The sequence below is a fragment of the Longimonas haloalkaliphila genome (assembly GCF_055379825.1).
The window spans coordinates 2,004,204-2,017,789 of sequence record NZ_AP043948.1; the positions used below are offsets into that span (position 1 = coordinate 2,004,204).

At 59.9% G+C, this 13,586-nt stretch carries 14 protein-coding genes; 11 read left to right on the forward strand and 3 right to left on the reverse strand.

From position 1 onward, the window contains the following. Positions 1 to 110: 110 nt before the first annotated feature. The 3 genes from ACZ48V_RS07835 (at position 111) to ACZ48V_RS07845 (ending at position 4,389) form a co-directional block, all read left to right on the forward strand. Positions 111 to 2,027 carry a 2-oxoacid:acceptor oxidoreductase subunit alpha gene (locus ACZ48V_RS07835; protein ID WP_464538196.1) on the forward strand — a complete coding sequence of 639 codons (1,917 nt, stop codon included), beginning with the start codon at positions 111 to 113 and terminating at the stop codon, positions 2,025 to 2,027. A 69-nt stretch (positions 2,028 to 2,096) separates the two neighbouring features. Then, on the forward strand, positions 2,097 to 3,251 hold the full coding sequence (locus ACZ48V_RS07840; protein ID WP_464538197.1) for a 2-oxoacid:ferredoxin oxidoreductase subunit beta: 1,155 nt from the start codon (positions 2,097 to 2,099) through the stop codon (positions 3,249 to 3,251). Between the two features lie 52 nt (positions 3,252 to 3,303). Next, positions 3,304 to 4,389, forward strand: a complete 1,086-nt coding sequence (locus tag ACZ48V_RS07845; RefSeq protein ID WP_464538198.1) for a hypothetical protein — start codon at positions 3,304 to 3,306, stop codon at positions 4,387 to 4,389. 94 nt (positions 4,390 to 4,483) lie between these two features. On the opposite strand, the gene ACZ48V_RS07850 is transcribed toward ACZ48V_RS07845, so the two are convergent. Further along, entirely contained in the window at positions 4,484 to 4,753 is a 270-nt protein-coding gene (locus tag ACZ48V_RS07850; RefSeq protein WP_464538199.1) for a NifU N-terminal domain-containing protein, read from the reverse strand. Positions 4,754 to 5,020: 267 nt separating this feature from the next. Between ACZ48V_RS07850 and ACZ48V_RS07855 the strand changes: the two genes are divergently transcribed. The 8 genes from ACZ48V_RS07855 to ACZ48V_RS07890 all read left to right on the forward strand — a co-directional run bounded on the left by ACZ48V_RS07855 (position 5,021) and on the right by ACZ48V_RS07890 (position 11,399). Then, the gene (locus ACZ48V_RS07855; protein ID WP_464538200.1) at positions 5,021 to 5,563 is read left to right on the forward strand and encodes a phage holin family protein; all 543 of its coding nucleotides are present in this window, start codon (positions 5,021 to 5,023) and stop codon (positions 5,561 to 5,563) included. A 12-nt stretch (positions 5,564 to 5,575) separates the two neighbouring features. Further along, the gene (locus ACZ48V_RS07860) at positions 5,576 to 6,070 is read left to right on the forward strand and encodes a hypothetical protein (RefSeq protein WP_464538201.1); all 495 of its coding nucleotides are present in this window, start codon (positions 5,576 to 5,578) and stop codon (positions 6,068 to 6,070) included. Positions 6,071 to 6,108: 38 nt separating this feature from the next. Continuing rightward, on the forward strand, positions 6,109 to 6,744 hold the full coding sequence (locus tag ACZ48V_RS07865; RefSeq protein WP_464538202.1) for an adenylate kinase: 636 nt from the start codon (positions 6,109 to 6,111) through the stop codon (positions 6,742 to 6,744). Between the two features lie 115 nt (positions 6,745 to 6,859). Further along, positions 6,860 to 7,837 (forward strand): polyprenyl synthetase family protein, encoded by a 978-nt coding sequence (locus ACZ48V_RS07870; RefSeq protein WP_464538203.1) that lies wholly within the window; start codon positions 6,860 to 6,862, stop codon positions 7,835 to 7,837. 80 nt (positions 7,838 to 7,917) lie between these two features. Next, the gene (locus ACZ48V_RS07875; protein WP_464538204.1) at positions 7,918 to 8,202 is read left to right on the forward strand and encodes an HPr family phosphocarrier protein; all 285 of its coding nucleotides are present in this window, start codon (positions 7,918 to 7,920) and stop codon (positions 8,200 to 8,202) included. After that, positions 8,199 to 10,010 (forward strand): phosphoenolpyruvate--protein phosphotransferase, encoded by a 1,812-nt coding sequence (gene ptsP / locus ACZ48V_RS07880; protein ID WP_464538205.1) that lies wholly within the window; start codon positions 8,199 to 8,201, stop codon positions 10,008 to 10,010. The genes ACZ48V_RS07875 and ptsP overlap by 4 nt, the downstream gene beginning before the upstream one ends. A gap of 245 nt (positions 10,011 to 10,255) precedes the next feature. Further along, a complete protein-coding gene (locus ACZ48V_RS07885; RefSeq protein ID WP_464538206.1) occupies positions 10,256 to 10,714 on the forward strand; it encodes a GatB/YqeY domain-containing protein in 459 nt (152 codons plus the stop codon). Between the two features lie 31 nt (positions 10,715 to 10,745). Next, a complete protein-coding gene (locus ACZ48V_RS07890) occupies positions 10,746 to 11,399 on the forward strand; it encodes a CvpA family protein (RefSeq protein WP_464538207.1) in 654 nt (217 codons plus the stop codon). 86 nt (positions 11,400 to 11,485) lie between these two features. On the opposite strand, the gene ACZ48V_RS07895 is transcribed toward ACZ48V_RS07890, so the two are convergent. After that, positions 11,486 to 12,331 (reverse strand): R2-like ligand-binding oxidase, encoded by an 846-nt coding sequence (locus ACZ48V_RS07895; RefSeq protein WP_464538208.1) that lies wholly within the window; start codon positions 12,329 to 12,331, stop codon positions 11,486 to 11,488. Positions 12,332 to 12,554: 223 nt separating this feature from the next. Next, complete coding sequence (locus ACZ48V_RS07900; protein WP_464538209.1) at positions 12,555 to 13,475, reverse strand: DMT family transporter; 921 nt, start codon at positions 13,473 to 13,475, stop codon at positions 12,555 to 12,557. Between the last annotated feature and the right edge of the window lie 111 nt (positions 13,476 to 13,586).

Genomic DNA, 13,586 nt, shown 5'->3' on the forward strand with positions numbered 1-13,586 from the left:
CAACAGCACCGATCGTAGCGTTACCGACCGGCGGTGTCGCATACTGTCGGGAGCAATACACAGCATAGCACACGGATATTCGCTTTTGTCGTTCAACCTGAGAGGCATCCATGACTACGCCCTCCGATTCAGCCCACTCATCTGATACTGCGCTCCGCTCGATCCCCGACGCCACCGTGCTTTTTGCGGGCGACTCGGGCGACGGCATGCAGCTTACCGGCTCGCAGTTTACGCTCGCCTCGGCGCATGCGCGCAACGATCTGGCCACGCTGCCTGACTACCCCGCCGAGATACGAGCCCCCGCAGGTACGACATATGGCGTAAGCGGATTTCAACTGCACTTCGGTACGGTTGACATCAACACGCCTGGCGACAAGGTCGATCTGCTCGTGGCGATGAATGCAGCGGCGCTGAAAGTGCATCTTCCTCGCGTGCGGCGCGGAGGTACGGTGCTGCTCAACACCGACGCCTTTACCCCGCGCGATCTGGAGCTTGCCGACTGGGAAGACGCCGATCCGTTGAACGACGATACGCTTGAGGGCTATCACGTTATCGACGTAGCGCTTACTACGCTCACCCGCGAGGCGCTCAGCGATACGGATCTGTCCAAAAAGCAGATCGATCGCTCTAAGAACATGTTTGCGTTGGGTATGACGCTCTGGATGTACTCGCGTCCGCTTGAACCCGCACGGTCGTGGATCCGCGAGAAGTTCGGCGACCGCCCGGCGATCCGTGAGGCCAACCTCACGGTGCTCGAAAAGGGGGCCCACTATGCTGAAACGATAGAGGCAATCGGCGTGCGGTATGAGGTCGACCCGGCCTCGATGAAACCAGGCACCTACCGCACGGTGCGCGGCGCCGAAGCCGTAGCGCTCGGACTCGTAGCCGCTGCCGCCCAGAGCGGCCTCTCGGTCTTTTACGGATCGTACCCGATAACGCCAGCCTCCGATATCCTGCACGAGATCAGCAAACACAAGAACTTCGGGGTGGCTACGTTTCAGGCTGAAGATGAGATTGCAGCGGTCGGTTCGGCGATCGGAGCCAGCTTTGGTGGAGCCCTCGGGGTCTGTGGCACAAGCGGTCCGGGCGTTGCCCTGAAAACCGAGGCGATTGGGCTGGGCGTAATGACGGAGCTTCCGCTCGTGGTGGTGAACATGCAGCGCGGCGGCCCCTCTACCGGACTGCCTACCAAGCCGGAGCAGAGCGATCTGCTGCAGGCCGTGTATGGGCGCAACGGCGAAGCTCCGCTTCCGGTGCTGGCGCCGGCCTCGCCCGCCGACTGTTTCTACATGGCCTACGAAGCCTGCCGCATCGCAACTACCTACATGACACCCGTGATGCTCCTCGCCGATGGCTACCTCGGCAATGGGTCGGAAGCGTGGCGCATTCCCGATGTCGACACCCTGCCCGCGTTTGAGGTCGAGCAGACCACCACGCCAACCGACGCCAACATGACGACCGATGGCGACGGTAACCCGCAGTTTCTTCCATACGTGCGTAACAGCGACACGCTGGCGCGTCCGTGGGCCGTGCCGGGTACACCCGAGCTGGAGCACCGCCTCGGCGGACTGGAGAAAGAGCACAAGACCGGTAACGTGTCGTACGACCCGGCCAACCACGAGCGCATGGTAAAGCTGCGCGCGGAGAAAGTGCAGCGCGTCACGCAAACCATTCCGCCTACGCCCGTAACGGGACCGCGTGCCGGATCGCTCTTGGTACTGGGGTGGGGCTCTACCAAAGGCGCAATCGACGAGGCGGTCGGGCGGTGCCGCGAGCAAGACACGGCTGTCAGTGCAGCGCACCTGCGTTACGTATGGCCGCTGCCCGCAGATCTTGAGGCGATCATTGACGGATTCGACCGTGTGCTCGTCCCCGAACTCAATAACGGACAGCTCATCCGGCTCCTCCGCGATGCGTACAAAGCCGACTTCGTGCCGCTAAACAAGATTCAGGGACGGCCCTTTCGCGCCGAAGAAATCTGCGCAGCGATCAACGAGGCGACAGACACGCCCGCTGTGGCGTCCTAACCCCGCCGGTCCACCTGCTACGTCATTCGACTCTGCTGCTCTGCCCAATTATAAGCCCAACATAGAATCATGGCTGACCCAACCTCCTCCAACGGAACGGCTTCCGACAATACCAAAAAACCGAGCGGGCCCCCTGGTGCCAAGAAGCCAGCCGGGCCGCCTCGCGGCACGTCGCCTAAGAAGCCGACGCTGCCGCCCGGCTACGGCGGAGATGGCGGCGGTGACGCCCTGACCCGTAAAGACTTTTCGAGCGACCAGGACGTGCGCTGGTGTCCGGGGTGTGGCGACTATGCCATCCTGGCTACCGTGCAGCGCCTCTTGCCCGAACTTGACGTTGCAAAAGAGAATGTGGTGTTTATCAGCGGTATCGGCTGCGCCGGACGCTTCCCGTACTATATGGACACATACGGGATGCACACCATCCATGGCCGTGCTCCCACCTTTGCAACCGGGCTGAAGTGTGCCAATCCTGAGCTCGATGTCTGGATCGTAACGGGTGATGGCGATGCGCTCTCGATTGGAGGGAACCACCTCATCCACCTGTGCCGCCGTAACCTGGATACGCAGGTGCTGCTCTTTAACAACGAGATCTATGGCCTCACCAAAGGCCAGTACAGTCCGACCTCGGAAGTGGGCAAAGTGACAAAGAGCACTCCCCACGGATCCCTCGACCGCCCATTCAATCCGGTGGCCGTTGCGCTTGGAGCCGACGCTTCGTTCGTGGCGCGCACCATGGATCGCGATCCAAAGCACATGAAGGCAATGATGAAAGCCGCACACAACCACGCCGGCACGGCCTTTCTGGAGATCTACCAGAACTGCAATATATTCAACGACGGGGCCTTCTTCGAATTTACCGACCGCAACACAAAGGCCAACCGTGCGCTCTTTGTGGAAGACGGCGCGCCGCTTACGTTTGCCGATGGCGACCGCGGGCTCCGACTCGACGGACTCACGCTTGAAGCGGTCGACCTGACGAACGGACACTGGTCGGTTAGCGACTGTCTCGTTTACGATAACGGTAACCGCGAGATGGCGCATCTCCTCGGCCGCATGTTCGACCAGCCCGATCTGCCGCGCCCGTTTGGCGTGCTCTACCAGACGGACCGTCCGACGTATGAGCAGCAGCTGCATGAACAGATCAGTGCAGTGCGTGAAAAACGGGGCGATGGCGATCTGCAGACACTGCTCCACCAGGGCGATACCTGGACCATCGAAGGATAAGAACCTGCATTGCCTCCATTTTGCCTCTATCCCTGATCCCCGTTCTCCGGAAATGGCTTCATTTGATCGCATCATCTGGGCAGACGCCCTGCATCAAACTGCAGAAGCATGGACCGATCCCGACTATGAGCCTCGCATTGATCTGATTTCGAAGGCCTGCGAAACAGAGGACTATCCCTTCACGAAAGACCACGTCACCTTCGCGGTCAATCAGCAGATGGATGCGTGCCTGCGAGCTTCCTTGCAGTCTGCAGCCACAGCCCCGAAGCTGGATGTGACTGCGGCGCGCCTTCACCTGCAGGGCCAGCGCCCGCTGTACGGATTGCCGCTAATCGCTTACCTGACGCTTCGAGGAGCCACCGTGCATGTGAGCACCACGCACGTGCAGCCGTTGCTTCAAGATCTGCTGCAGGCAGCTCTTGCACGGGCCACTAAAGAACAGGACCTGGTACCAGAGGTGGCTCCCGTGCAGTGGGGCAAGGCTGCCCCAGAGGAGGCGCCCATACTGATGCTGGGGCGCGACGACAGCAGCTTGAATGACGACGATATCGTATGGGCGTACGCCGAGCGTCCTGCGGTGGTCGTGCTCGACGGAAATGAGTCGGCCGATGAGCGCGAGGCGCTGGCCGAGGACATTCTGGTCTACGATGGCCGTGCGCCGCAGCATGTTGGGCTTATATGGGCGCCTGAGGGACTCGCGCCGGACGCGTACCTTGAGTCGCTTGCGCACATGCGAGGAGCGATTCCGGCACATGAGAGCGTTCCGGGCACCCTGCAGATGCAACAGGCCTTCCTTGAAGCGCAAGGCGCGCCCCACGCCTATGCCGACGACCTGACCTTCCTGTTTAGCAGAGGCGCTCCCGAGATGCAGTCGGGGCTGCACGTGCGATGGGCTGAGTACACTGGCCGGGACGAGGCCGGGACCTGGGTGGCTGGCAATGCCAACGCGGTAGGCCCGGTGCTCTGCCGCCAGGGGGGGCACGACCGGGTGCAGCGCGTCATGCCAGAAGACAAGCGCGTAGCCCGGCTCGGCACGCTCCACCGCGCCGACTGGTGGCCGCCCTGCGTGCAGGCACTTCAGGCATTTGCCCATGAAAAGAGCCTTCATAGCACCGGATCCCCAAGTCTGAATCCGTAGCGGAGGCGCGGCGCGTTCTGCCGATCCGCTCGGGGGGCAATGCGGCTTCGATTCGGCGCACGCCCAGGTTGCGTGCCTACTTCATGCCTTCTCGTTATCCACTTAGGTGCTCGGTGATGAGGGCGCGAGCTCTGGGTAAGATAGTCCCCCACGATGTGCCATCCGCCTTCGTGAGCGTCACGAAAGCAGGAGTCATAAATACATCGACAACGCCGTCGATGCCAATGAGGGCTTCTCCGAGTGCGTCGCCCTCTGCATCAGATGCGGTCTTGATCGCGAGCATCGAAGCCCCGGTAACGGGACCACTGCTCGGGGTGAGCTTTACACTGTTGGGGTTAGGCGTTGGGGCGGTTTCGATCGTCATGAAATATCAGGTGAACGCAATACAGATAGTGCGGTGTGGGTCCTCGCTGTAGGTCTTCGCTGTGGCTACGCAGATGCGCACGGATTCACACACCAATAGAGGCCGCAGCGAACAACTGGAGACCGATGTGGGGTATATTGACGATGCAGACGAAAGTGCCTGCACCTGAACAGTTCCTCCCGCAGAGTGAACCAGGTATTCACTTGCGATATGATGCTGAACCGCTATATTAACGATCACCTATAATCTTGTATCACGCCGCATCTTATGGAGCCGACTTCCCCTGCGTCTGACCCATCTGCTTCGCCGAACGGATCGAAGACCCGCATGGAACGCATTGCGGGGCATGCTCAGGGCGTGGTGGCCGACCTGCGCCGCTGGGTAGACCTGCGCGTAGACCTGGCGGTCATGGATCTCGAAGCCAAACTCGACGAGCGCCTCAACGCAGTCGTGATTGGCGTCATCCTCGCCGTGTTCGGGGGCCTTGCCGCGTTCTTTACGCTGGTAACCGTAGCACTGGGGCTGGGCTGGCTGCTCGGGCATCCATTCTGGGGGTTCTTGATCGTGACGATCGGACTCGGTGCCACTGCTGCCATCGTGCGAGCCCGCCAGCCTAAGCTGGTGCGCACAAAGCTCTACCAAGAGTGGCAGAAAGCAAAAAAGCAGGCCCGCGAAGAGGCGGCAGCGTCCAATGGCGCTTCCACCCCCTCTGGGTCATCTGAGAAGTCCACAAAGGCTGCGAAGGCCACACCACCCAGTGGTGCACCCACCAGCGAAAACGGCTCCCCGTCGTCGACTGCTTCATCTTGACCATATTTCTCTATGCCGACCTCCTCATCCTCGTCGCGTGAAGACGTATCGTCGCAGCTTAAAGAGGCGCAAGAATCACTCTTTTCGCGCTTCGATGCGCTGCGCGACGAAGCCGACGACATCAAAACTGCTGTACGTCAGAAGCTGCGTGCGTACCCACTGGTTAGCGCGGCCGGCGCCCTCGCAGCCGGGTGGGTCGTAGGCCGTCTACTCAGCCGCCCCCGTACCCGCAGCCAGTGGGCCACGCGTTACGCTACTGCGGTAGAAGAAGACCTGCGTGCCGCCATCGAGTCGGGTGCCGACGCCGACACCATCGTCGACGACGTTCTGCGCGACCGGGTGCCCGTACTCGTCGAGGCAGCGCCATCTCCAGAGGCGCCCGGGCTCCTGCAACGGGCCGTCGGTGGAGCGCTGCAGATCGTGATTCAGGTTGTGCTCATCGAAGTGTCGCGCCGCCTCGCCGACCGCGTATTCGACGAGCAGTCCAACAGCTCCGATAACGCGTAACCAACCTTCCGTTTTCCATTCAACCCCTCGCATTCCCTATGCGCTTACTTCTGTTTGGCCCGCCCGGCGCGGGCAAAGGCACCCAGGCCCGCAAGCTCGTTGACCGGTACGACCTCACGCAGATCGCCACCGGAAATATTATCCGGGCCGCTATGAAAAATGAAACACCGGTCGGACTCGAAGCCAAGTCGTACGTCGAAAAGGGCGAGCTCGTCCCCGACGCCGTAGTGCGCAAGCTGGCCGAAGGCGCCATCGCCGACGAAGACTATGACGATTTCATCCTTGACGGCTATCCGCGTACGCTGCAGCAGGCTACGTGGCTGACCACGTTTCTGACCGAGCACGACGCACCGCTAAATGCCGTGCTTAGCCTCGAAGTCCCCGACGAAGAGATCGTGGACCGCCTCTCCAAGCGCCGCGTGCACGCCGAAACCGGTGAGAACTACCACCTCGACGTGAACCCGCCGCCGGACGAGGTCGACGACGATCTCATCATCCAGCGCCCCGACGACAAGCCTGAAACGGTACGTAATCGCCTGCAGGTCTACCGCGACCAGACCGAACCGCTGAAAACCTACTACAAAGAGCGCGATCTGCTCGTCTCCGTCGATGGCACCGGCACGCCCAGCGACGTGCACGCACGCATCGCGGAAGTCGTCGAAGCCCACACATGACCCTTCCGCATTTCCCCTTCCGCACTTCAGGAAGCGTGCCCGCAATGTCAAAGCGCGCGTTTCAGAGGGATGCGTAGCGAGGGGCTCGTTAAGATCCGTCCACAGCAGCCTTGATATGTCCGACTTCGTGCCCGTAGACACGCTTCGCAGGCGATGCGATGCCGCCCTCTCGACACTCGTCGCCGGTCGCAAGCCTGACGTGCTATACGCCCCGATTCGGTACGTACTCAACGGAGGTGGAAAGCGGGTCCGTCCGGTGCTGGTTCAGCTTACGGGACAGGCCTACGGGATTGCTCCCAACGTCTCCGAACCGGTCGCCCTGGCTGCCGAGGTCTTCCACAACTTTACGCTTGTGCACGACGACATCATGGACGCGGCCCCTGAGCGTCGCGGACGGCCCACTGTGCATACGAAGTGGGACGAGAGCACCGCCATTCTGGCGGGCGACTGGCTCATGGGCTGCGCCACCCGTCTGCTGCGCGATGCTGAAGCCCCAACCGAAGACCTGCTCGACGTGTACCACCCTATGGTCAACGCGCTCTGCGAAGGGCAGGCCCTCGACACGGACTTCGAAACCCGCTCCGAGGTACCTGTCGACGCGTACATGCGCATGATCGATGGGAAGACCGGAGCGCTTCTGGCTGCATGTATGGCATGGGGCGGCGTCATAGGGCGCGCATCCCCCGAAACCCGTGAGCAGCTGCACGATGCCGGTATGGCTATCGGGCGCGCCTTCCAGATTCAAGACGACCTGCTTGACGTGATTGCCGACCACGACGACTGGGGCAAAGCTGTCGGGGGCGACCTGCAGGCCGGCAAGAAGACATTCGTAACGCTTATGGCGCTCGAACGGGCGTCGGGAGCAACGCATCGCATGCTAAAGCGTACGCTCTTTGAAGAGGGGGGCTGCCCGCCCAACCAGATCGAGACCGTTCAGAAGACGATGCAAGATCTGGGCGTGTTTGAAGCAGCGCGTAACGCGGTAGCACGCTACACCGAGGCGGCTCACAGCGCCCTTGACATTCTTCCGGAGGGGCCAGCCCGTACGGCGCTGCTCGACCTGCTCCACCAGCTGCAAGAGCGCGCCTACTAAACGCCCGAATCAAGAAATCAAAACAGGCTCTAAGAGCGCTCCAAGTCTTCTCTCCCTTTGCATTTGCTGCTGCGTATTGCATGACTGAACAGACTGTCGTCGTATCAAACAAAGCCGGCATACATACGCGTCCGGCGTCTATTATTGTGCGTATGGCCTCCAAGTTCGAATCAGAGATCTTCATCAAGCGGGGCGTGCACGAGATCAACGGCAAGAGCGTGATTGGCGTAATGACACTGGCTGCGCAGCAGGGTACTGAACTCACGCTTAAAGCAGACGGCCCCGATGAAGAAGAAGCGCTTCAGGCACTTAAAGACCTGTTCGATCGTGGCTTTGGGGAAAAAGAACCGGCTAAACCAGAATGAGCGAATCAACAGACAGTATATCTGACGATGACGAATCTGATGGAGAAGAAGCAGGCGAACGAGCGCCCGGCTCGGAGCGGGTAACGTCAGAAGCGCGCCTTTCAGGGTACGCAGTCGCATCCGGTACAGTCTTAGGGCCAGCCTGGTACCAACCCCCCAGTTCTGTTGACATTGACACAACGCCGCTTCCGTCTGATGCCGCTTCCGACGAAGAGGCCCGCTTCAGGCAAGCGGTAGACCGTGCGCTCAGCGAGTTGAAAGCGGTTATTAATCTGGCGCAGAACCGTTTGGGACGTGAGAGCGCGGCGATCTTTGAGGCACAGGCTATGATCTTGCGCGACGAAACGCTGCTTCAGGCGGTACGCGATCGCATCCACACGCATGAAGAGCACGCGAGCGCCGCCGTCCATGCTGTGCTTAAGCGCCACCGCACACGCCTCGAAGAGAGCGATAGCCAGTACCTGCAAGAGCGCGCTGCAGACCTTCGGGATACGGAGCACCGGCTCTTGCGTGCGTTGCAGCACCGGGAGATGCCCGACACCAAGCGGCGGCACGGCATTGTGGTCGCCGAGACGCTCTCGGCAGCCGATATCATCCGGTTTAGCCAGGGCAACGTGCTCGGGTGCGTGTCGGCAACGGGCGGACCCACTTCGCATGCGGCGCTCATTGCCCGCGCGCTGGAGCTTCCAACAGTGATGGGAGTGACCAACCTGCCTGACCATGTAAACGACCGGGACTGGCTGCTGCTTGACGGCTCCACCGGTGAGGTCGTGGTGCGTCCGAGCAAGGAGACGCGCATTGCCTTTCAGGACCACGAAGCCTTACAGGCAGACAATAACCGCGCCGCCAAGTCAGCAGGGCCGCTCTACACAGCCGACGGCACGCGCATCCAGATGCTGGCTAATGTCGAGTTTGCAGACCAGTACCGGGTGCTTGCGGCGCAGGGCGCTGAGGGGATCGGGCTGCTGCGCACCGAAATGCTGTTCATGATGCAGTCGCGCAAGCACTTGAACGAAGAGGTGCAGTACGAGCAGTACGCAGCAGCTATGGACGTACTTGCCGACGACCAGCCCCTGACGATCCGGCTACTCGACATCGGGGGCGATAAGACAGAGCCCGCGTCGGGTCCGGAGATGGGGTCGTTTCTGGGGCTGCGGGGCATCCGGGTGCTCCTGGACCGGCCCGACCTGGTCGAGCCCCAGTTGCGTGCTATCGTGCGTATGGCGGAGCAGCGCGCAGTGCGCATGCTGCTCCCCATGGTAACGACACGTGCCGAGGTCTTGGCAATTCGCGACCGCATCGACGAGATTGTCAATGAGGTAGGGCTTTCAGAACGGCCCTCAAACCTGAAAGTCGGCATTATGGTTGAGGTGCCAGCGGTGGCGCTGCAGGCCGAGCAGTTCGCTGAGGAAGTCGACTTCTTCGCGCTTGGCACGAACGACTTGACGCAGTATACCCTGGCCGCGGCTCGAAACGATGCAGACGTGGCACACTACGCCGACGCGCTGCATCCGGCGGTTCTTACGCTCATGCGGCAAACCGTACGCGCTGCACAGCATGCCGATATTCCCGTAAGCATATGCGGAGAGATCGCATCTGACCCGGTGGCTGTGCCGGTGCTGCTCGGACTTGGGATTCGCACGCTAAGCATGGCGCCTCCTTTCATTGACAGGATACGATCGGTCGTAGCACAGATCGACTGTGCGGAAGCTGAGACGCTCGCCAAGGCAGCGTGTGCTTCGCGCGATGCAGAGAGCGTGCGCACTCTCTGTACGGAGTGGCAGCATGCACAAGGCATCATGCAGTAGGCAGCCGGATCGTAGGCAGCCGGGTAGCAATCAGGACGCCTGAGATGGAAAGCCTGAGATACGAGTCTGCGATAAGAGAACCCGGGGTGGTAGAGCAATGGTGAAAGCGCCTGTACAAATGAACATCAGACAGCGTTGCGCATCCAACATACGCCGATCTGCGTACCGCCTGGTAGCGCACTGAGCGCAGGCACGCGCACATGTTCAAGAATACGCGATCCTTTTGTATATTTTCTTAAGTCAATATGTTAGACCAACTAACCGACAACATTAAAGACGCCATGCGAGCCAAGGACAAGGTGCGTCTCCGTACGCTCCGTTCGCTGCTTGCAGCACTGAAGAAAAAGCAGATCGCTGCTCGCGATGGATCGGGTGATGAAGCGGTGCTTTCGGAGCAAGAAATGTTGACAGTTGTTCGCAAAGAGGCCAAACAGCGCAAAGAGTCGATCGAACAGTTTGAAGAAGCCGGGCGCGACGACCTTGTTCAGAAAGAGCAAGCGGAGCTGGACGTGCTAAAGACCTACCTACCTGATCCGCTGACAGATGATGAGCTGGAGGCAGTGATTGACGAAATCATTGCAGACACAGGCGCTTCGTCGATGGCTGATATGGGGCAGGTGATGGGAACAGCTATGAGTAAGCTGCGCGGCAAAGTAGATGGCGGGCGCGTGCAGCAGGTGGTAAAGCAAAAGCTCGCCGGATGACCGCATATTCCAGGAAGCCCTGAATACGACCATGTCTCTTCTCGATATCGGCATTCTTGCCATACTTGCCCTGGCTCTGGTACGGGGCTATACCGCCGGTGGACTGCGCCAGATCACCAGTCTGGTTGGCATGATCATCGCATTCATCTGCGCGGTGCAGTTCATGCGCCCGTTTGGAGCCTACATGGTTGAGGCGTGGGAGGTGTCGCCTATGTTTAGCGAGCTCCTGGCGTTCACCGGAATCTTCCTGGGCGTATATGGTGGAGTGGCGTTTGTTGTGCGCATGTTCGAGCGGGCAGTAAAGGCGCTACGGCTCGGGCTGTTAGACCGCGTGTTGGGCAGCGTCGTTGCCGGAGGAAAAGTGATTCTGGTCGTCAGCGGCGTGTTCTTGCTGCTCGCACATGCAGGGTGGCCTGCGCCGGAAACGCGAGAGGCATCAGCGTTCTACGAGCCTGTGCGCGAGGCTTTGCCCACAGCGTGGGACCATACGGCCGCTTACATCGGCGAGACAGAGGAGCTGCACGAGTTCTTCCCAGGTGCTCTAAGCGGTGGCGATGCCACCTCCAGGTTTGAGTCGTCGACCCAGATCTTCCCGATCGCCGTGCCCGACCCCGACGATACGCCGGGCCTCTTTGAGGATACGGCAGCGCCCTCAAATAAAGAAGCTGAACGGGCCGGATGGTAGCACCTGGGCCATTCAGAACTTGCGCCATGAAAAAAACTTCCGAGGTGTTGCCATGAGCGGGCCTGCTGAGAGCAGTCACACGCCTGCTACGGGCGCGCACTTTCGAGAGCAGAAAGTCGCTTCTCAAACTGGCTCATCCCCATCGACACAAACAGATCCGGAGTAATGTCGAATGGATAGGGGGCCGTGTATGGACTGAGCGTCTCGTGAATATGCTCGGTGACAAGCGCGAGTCCGTCGCTGAGAGCCTCCTCAATGACAGGCCATACGATGCTGTCGTGCTCTTCGATAAGCGAAGTGAGCAGGTGGATGCCATAGGCAACGTGCCGAGCCTCATCGCGCTGTACGTAGGTCACCAGTTCGCGAATGCCAGGACACAGGTCACGCTCCTTGAGCACCGCGCGATACGCGCCATATCCTGTTTCGGCGAGTGTGCCTTCTACGATAATCTGATAGGTGGTACAGGCGCGGGCCAGGGTCGCCGGGTCGTTGTTGGTATGCAGCGCGTCCATGGCATCTGGAAGCCGCTCGGTGAAGAGCGTGCGATAAGCCGGGGTGAGGTAGCTGTCGAGATCGTCCTCGGTACCAATCACCTCATCGAGAAAGCGGTGAAAGCCCTCTACGTGCTTGGCCTCCTCCCAGAGGTAGGCGGTCAAGAACATCTCATCCTCGATACGTCCGTTCCGGCTCATGTACTGCAAGAGTGGAAGCAGGTCACGTGTGACGGATTCCTCGCCGGCCTCAAACTGTGCAGTTAGGCGCAGCAGCAGGTCTTGCTCACGATTGGAGCAGCTGGACCAGTCTTTAGCGTCCTGAGAGAAGTCGATTGCTGCAGGGTCCCAGGTGCCGAGCGATTTAGCCTTGCGCCAGAGCTGCATGGGACGGCTGTCCAGGTTGAGGCGTTTGCGGGTCGTTGTAAGTAGGTCAGGCATAGGAGCAGCAAGGACAAGGAAAGAAGAGAGGAGACAGTACGCTCCAGAATACGACAATAACCCCGGCTGCGCAAGAGAGAAGAGAAGGGAAAAGTAGGTTGACGTTCGCGGCTGTCTGGTTCGGTGGGCTGGGCTTTGAGGGAGAGATGTTATGGGGTGATGAAAGATCTACGCAGATGAAGCGTTTTCTCGTGAAGAGAGATCACCACGTGAAAAGCTGATTCTACGCTCCGCGGCGGATGCGGCGCATCCACACAACGCCCCCAATGATGAGGCTGCCGCCGATGATCTGCAGAAGCGTTACGGACTCCCCGAGGAACCAGGCGCCTCCGAGTACAGCGACGAAAGGAACCAGGTTGTTGTATACGGCGGTGTTAGACGGCCCCACTTCTTTGACAGCGGTATTCCAGATTACGAATGCGATACCTGTCGACAGGGCGCCAGAGTAGATAATAGCCCACCATACCCACGCGTCTACAGCCGGCCAGTCGACGGTTGACCAGTAGGGAATACCGGTTGCAACAAGAAGCGGCCAGGCGACAAGGAGGCCGAAAAACGTAACACCAAGCGGCGATACGTTGTGTACAACGGCCTTGTTGAAGGTCGTAAATGCACCCCAGACTACAGCCCCTACAAGCATGACCAGGTTTCCGAACAGCATGCCGGACTGCAATGGAGAAACTGAGCTGTTGGCGCTGTCTATCACGACAAGCACTGTACCTACGAGCGACACGAGCAGAGCAACCCAGGCAACCCCGCGCAGCGTTTCGAGCCCGGTAAGGCGCCCAATGAGTGCAGTCCAGAGCGGAGCGCCTGCCATGATGAGCGCTGCGCTTCCGGCTGTCGTATTGTTTACACCGACGATAAAGAGAATCTGATACACGAAATACCCCATCAGACCGAGTCCGATCACGGCTTTTCCGCGCTTGCGAATCGGCGCAAAGAACGACGCATTCTGGCGCGTCCATGCGTAGATAATGCCCAGGAGCCCGACCGAGATGCTAAAACGAAAGATGTTGAGCACAAACGGATGCATAGCCTCCAGCGCGGCTTTCAAGATAGGGAAGTTGGCCCCCCATATAAACACCACAGCGATTAGAGAGAGGTCGGAGCGCCAAGAGCGCGAAGCGGTAGAGGAGGCCATGCATGTCAGGGCTGTAAGCAGAGAACACATCGTAGTACCTCGCAACTTGCTATGCGTTGGTGCATAGGCTTGAACAATCGTTGAGAAACCGTAAAATAGTAGTGCTCCTTA

What these genes read in the sequence shown, in the direction of transcription:
- ptsP (WP_464538205.1), top strand. Translation starts at nt 8,199, where the DNA reads ATGAGCGAATCAACAGACAGTATATCTGACGATGACGAATCTGATGGA.
- ACZ48V_RS07845 (WP_464538198.1), top strand. Translation starts at nt 3,304, where the DNA reads ATGGCTTCATTTGATCGCATCATCTGGGCAGACGCCCTGCATCAAACT.
- ACZ48V_RS07865 (WP_464538202.1), top strand. Translation starts at nt 6,109, where the DNA reads ATGCGCTTACTTCTGTTTGGCCCGCCCGGCGCGGGCAAAGGCACCCAG.
- ACZ48V_RS07840 (WP_464538197.1), top strand. Translation starts at nt 2,097, where the DNA reads ATGGCTGACCCAACCTCCTCCAACGGAACGGCTTCCGACAATACCAAA.
- ACZ48V_RS07850 (WP_464538199.1), bottom strand. Translation starts at nt 4,753, where the DNA reads ATGACGATCGAAACCGCCCCAACGCCTAACCCCAACAGTGTAAAGCTC.
- ACZ48V_RS07885 (WP_464538206.1), top strand. Translation starts at nt 10,256, where the DNA reads ATGTTAGACCAACTAACCGACAACATTAAAGACGCCATGCGAGCCAAG.
- ACZ48V_RS07875 (WP_464538204.1), top strand. Translation starts at nt 7,918, where the DNA reads ATGACTGAACAGACTGTCGTCGTATCAAACAAAGCCGGCATACATACG.
- ACZ48V_RS07890 (WP_464538207.1), top strand. Translation starts at nt 10,746, where the DNA reads ATGTCTCTTCTCGATATCGGCATTCTTGCCATACTTGCCCTGGCTCTG.
- ACZ48V_RS07870 (WP_464538203.1), top strand. Translation starts at nt 6,860, where the DNA reads ATGTCCGACTTCGTGCCCGTAGACACGCTTCGCAGGCGATGCGATGCC.
- ACZ48V_RS07895 (WP_464538208.1), bottom strand. Translation starts at nt 12,331, where the DNA reads ATGCCTGACCTACTTACAACGACCCGCAAACGCCTCAACCTGGACAGC.
- ACZ48V_RS07900 (WP_464538209.1), bottom strand. Translation starts at nt 13,475, where the DNA reads ATGGCCTCCTCTACCGCTTCGCGCTCTTGGCGCTCCGACCTCTCTCTA.
- ACZ48V_RS07835 (WP_464538196.1), top strand. Translation starts at nt 111, where the DNA reads ATGACTACGCCCTCCGATTCAGCCCACTCATCTGATACTGCGCTCCGC.
- ACZ48V_RS07855 (WP_464538200.1), top strand. Translation starts at nt 5,021, where the DNA reads ATGGAGCCGACTTCCCCTGCGTCTGACCCATCTGCTTCGCCGAACGGA.
- ACZ48V_RS07860 (WP_464538201.1), top strand. Translation starts at nt 5,576, where the DNA reads ATGCCGACCTCCTCATCCTCGTCGCGTGAAGACGTATCGTCGCAGCTT.